The following is a 2,906-nucleotide window of genomic DNA, read 5'->3' as shown; positions in this document are numbered from 1 at the left end:
TCCAACAGCCGGTTGATCGCGCTCGACGAGGCGGGCGTCACATTCCGCGTCAAGGACTACCGCCGCAATGGCAGCGAGCGCTACCGGACCATGACGACGCGCTGTTCAGAAATCTACCTCTTGGTTACGGCAAAACGAACCACAAGAGCCCATCGACTAGCCCGGTCGAACGGCTTCAGCCCAAGACATTCCAAACCAGACGGCCGAGTCCGGCTCCTTGCTCCAATCAATCAGGGCGTCGAGCGTCGCAGTGACGGATTGGCGAGGCAATCCGATAGCGACGATATCGTCCATCGCTTCATCGATGATGCTCGCAATGTTCCGGACAACTGCCTCAAAGTCAGGCTCGCCGGCGCATGCGCCAAAAAAGACAAATGTGATACGTCGTGGACGCAAGTCGGCCTGATGCAACAATTGAACAAGGCGACGTCCGATGATTGGATCATTGCCGTGTCGGTCGTAGGTTCGCTGATAGGCATGCCATAGTGAGGCAAATCCCGGTGGCTCGGGCCAGAGCCGCAGCCCATCATAGTCGTCATCTGACAATATCACCCGTCCGCCCGGTCGCACTGCGCCGGCCATGTTGCGCACAAGCAGCAACGGGTCAGGTAGGTGCTCGAGAACGAACCGCGCATGAGCAACGTCGAACTGTCCAAGCTCGTTGTCGGCTCGTTGTCGGTAAGAAGTGGAGCAAGCACGTCACCCCGCCTCATCTCCAGAAATGCCAAATCCCCATCGGCGTCGGCCTGTCGTAGCGCCTCCGCTATCTGCTCCGGGCTTCGCTCCAAAGCCAAAACCGGAACACCGGTGGCCCGCGCCATCATTCTCGAAAACTGCCCTAACCCAGCACCGAAATCGACCACCCGCTCGCCAACAACCAGCTGTGCAGCGTCGAGACATCGTTGATTAAGACGCTTGTTTAAAGCCGTCAGCCGTTGCTGCTCGGCTTCACTTGATCCATGCGTATAATGCGATGACGACATTCACTGCCCCCAGATCGAATGACCATATCAGCTTCGCATAAGGTCGGACGGCGTCAAGATCAGCGGCTGTGAATTGAACCGTCCCGACCCCGCGCCCGGCACATCTATTGCCGCTTTCGCCTAATTTCGGCGGTGGACACAGCTTTTGGAAAGCAGACCTTGCCGGCACGGCGTTGGAGGTCGAAGCTGCGCATTCTTTCCTGCCCAACGCCGACGTTAGTCGCTCAAACATATTGAGACGATTATGACAACCGATTCCAATTCCCACGGAACATCGGGGCGCCCGTTCAGAACCGCCATGACGAGGCGATGTGCTGGAACACCGCGCCACCTCGCCATGCGGCTTCTTGTAGGAACTTCGAACTTAGTCGGCCCACTTGGCCGGTGCACGGAACTCGATCCCATAGCAGCCTGCAAGTTCCGCCACTTCCGTTATTTAATCAGGAGTGCGCAATTCGCGAGCGGCCGCCTCGACGAAGAATTCCTCCAGCCCGCCAGGTGTTAGGATCGTGAGGTTGCGCCCTGGCCCGGCACTCACGACGCGGAACGTGTGTGGCACGCCGCGGGGTAAGAAGATCGACGTGCCCGCAGGCACTACCATGAACTGACCATCGAGCCAGAATTCGTATTCTCCTTCGATCACATGGATTACCTCGTCCTCATTGTGGTGTACGTGCACCGGCGGACCGGCGCGCGAATGCGACCGAGAGCGCCGAGACGACGCCAGGCATCGGCGCGCCGACACGCGAACACAGCCCAGGATGGCAACGTGCATTCGGGAGATGTCAGGCGTTCAAGATTTTCGCTTCCTTGGCGGCGCTGAGAAATGCCACGCGGGCAATCTCCGGCCCTACACCTTCATGCAGGCGATCGGTGCTTGGATGCGGCGCCCAGTTTCTCCAATGGGCCAATCATAACGCATCAGGTCAGGCCCGCCTTTACGCGTTCGACTCTACCTCCCGCGAAAAAGTACCTGTCGATACATGCGATCTAGCCGTCGCCTTGGGGTCATGGAGCAAAATTCAAAATGCATTGTTAGGTGTAAAGATTAGGAGCGACCTATGCACCCCAGCTTCACCTCGAACGATATGGCTCGCGGCACTCCGACTGCGCCGGCCGCGGAAGGGCTAGCTCCGGCGTTGGCCCGCAACATTGACGCTCTCGTCGAGCGTAGAAGGCGAGAGGCGAAAGCAGCTTCTCTTGAGGAAAGGGCCGCCGCCGCAATCAGCAGATTTGCCGGCAGCATGATCTTCGTCTACATCCATCTCGTTTTCTTTGGCGGCTGGATCGCCTTTAACACTGGTATCGCTCCGACCGTTCAGGCTTGGGATCCTTCTTTAGTCATCTTGGCCATGCTCGCGTCCGTGGAGGCAATATTTCTCTCCACCTTTGTGCTTATCAACCAGAACCGAATGGCCGCTGAAGATGACGCGCGGGCTGATCTCGATCTCCAGGTTAGCCTGCTCAACGAACACGAGACGACCAAGCTGATCAAGATGGTCGAGGAGATTGCCAAGCGTTTAGACATCCAGACGGAAGCAGACGAGGAATTGAAGGAACTGAAGCGCGATGTGGCGCCCGAAGCAGTTCTCGACAAGATCGTGGAGGCAGGAGATCAGCCAACGCTCGGCTGAGCATTAGCGGCTTAGTGGCTAGCGTGGTTGGCCAACTCCTGCCTGCACGGCTGCCCGTCATCCCCGCACCGCAGGATCACACCGCGAAAAACGGCTCGATGTGTGGCCATCCACAGAGCGCTTGCTTTGAGGGCGAAATCGCCATCAATCCAGATGCGACCGGCACGAAAGACTCCGGGCAGCTTTAACAATGCGCTCGACATTGCCGGCCTTGACGATCGCCAGACCGGCGCCAGACGGCGGCGCACTGGCGCTCGGCGGCGTCATCGTGGTGAATTTGAGACGCTGA

At 58.4% G+C, this 2,906-nt stretch carries 3 protein-coding genes and 1 pseudogene; 1 reads left to right on the top strand and 3 read right to left on the bottom strand.

Translation table 11 applies throughout. From position 1 onward, the window contains the following. Window positions 1-156: 156 nt before the first annotated feature. The 3 genes and pseudogenes from NKJ32_RS35715 to NKJ32_RS35225 all read right to left on the bottom strand — a co-directional run. Window positions 157-621: pseudogene (locus NKJ32_RS35715) on the bottom strand (hypothetical protein); the annotation flags it as partial. Then, window positions 549-983 carry an SAM-dependent methyltransferase gene (locus NKJ32_RS35230; protein WP_352830548.1) on the bottom strand — a complete coding sequence of 145 codons (435 nt, stop codon included), beginning with the start codon at window positions 981-983 and terminating at the stop codon, window positions 549-551. The gene NKJ32_RS35230 and the pseudogene NKJ32_RS35715, both read right to left, overlap by 73 nt. Window positions 984-1,419: 436 nt before the next feature. After that, window positions 1,420-1,758 carry a cupin domain-containing protein gene (locus NKJ32_RS35225; RefSeq protein WP_352625708.1) on the bottom strand — a complete coding sequence of 113 codons (339 nt, stop codon included), beginning with the start codon at window positions 1,756-1,758 and terminating at the stop codon, window positions 1,420-1,422. Window positions 1,759-2,044: 286 nt separating this feature from the next. Here NKJ32_RS35225 and NKJ32_RS35220 point away from each other — a divergent pair, with 286 nt between their 5' ends. Continuing rightward, entirely contained in the window at window positions 2,045-2,617 is a 573-nt protein-coding gene (locus NKJ32_RS35220) for a DUF1003 domain-containing protein (protein WP_352643567.1), read from the top strand. The last annotated feature ends 289 nt before the right edge of the window (window positions 2,618-2,906 follow it).

Origin of the sequence: Mesorhizobium sp. M0159 (assembly GCF_040322295.1) — a bacterium.
GTDB lineage: Bacteria > Pseudomonadota > Alphaproteobacteria > Rhizobiales > Rhizobiaceae > Mesorhizobium.
The sequence above is the reverse complement of the archived record's forward strand: the minus strand, read 5'-3'. Positions and strand labels throughout refer to the sequence as shown.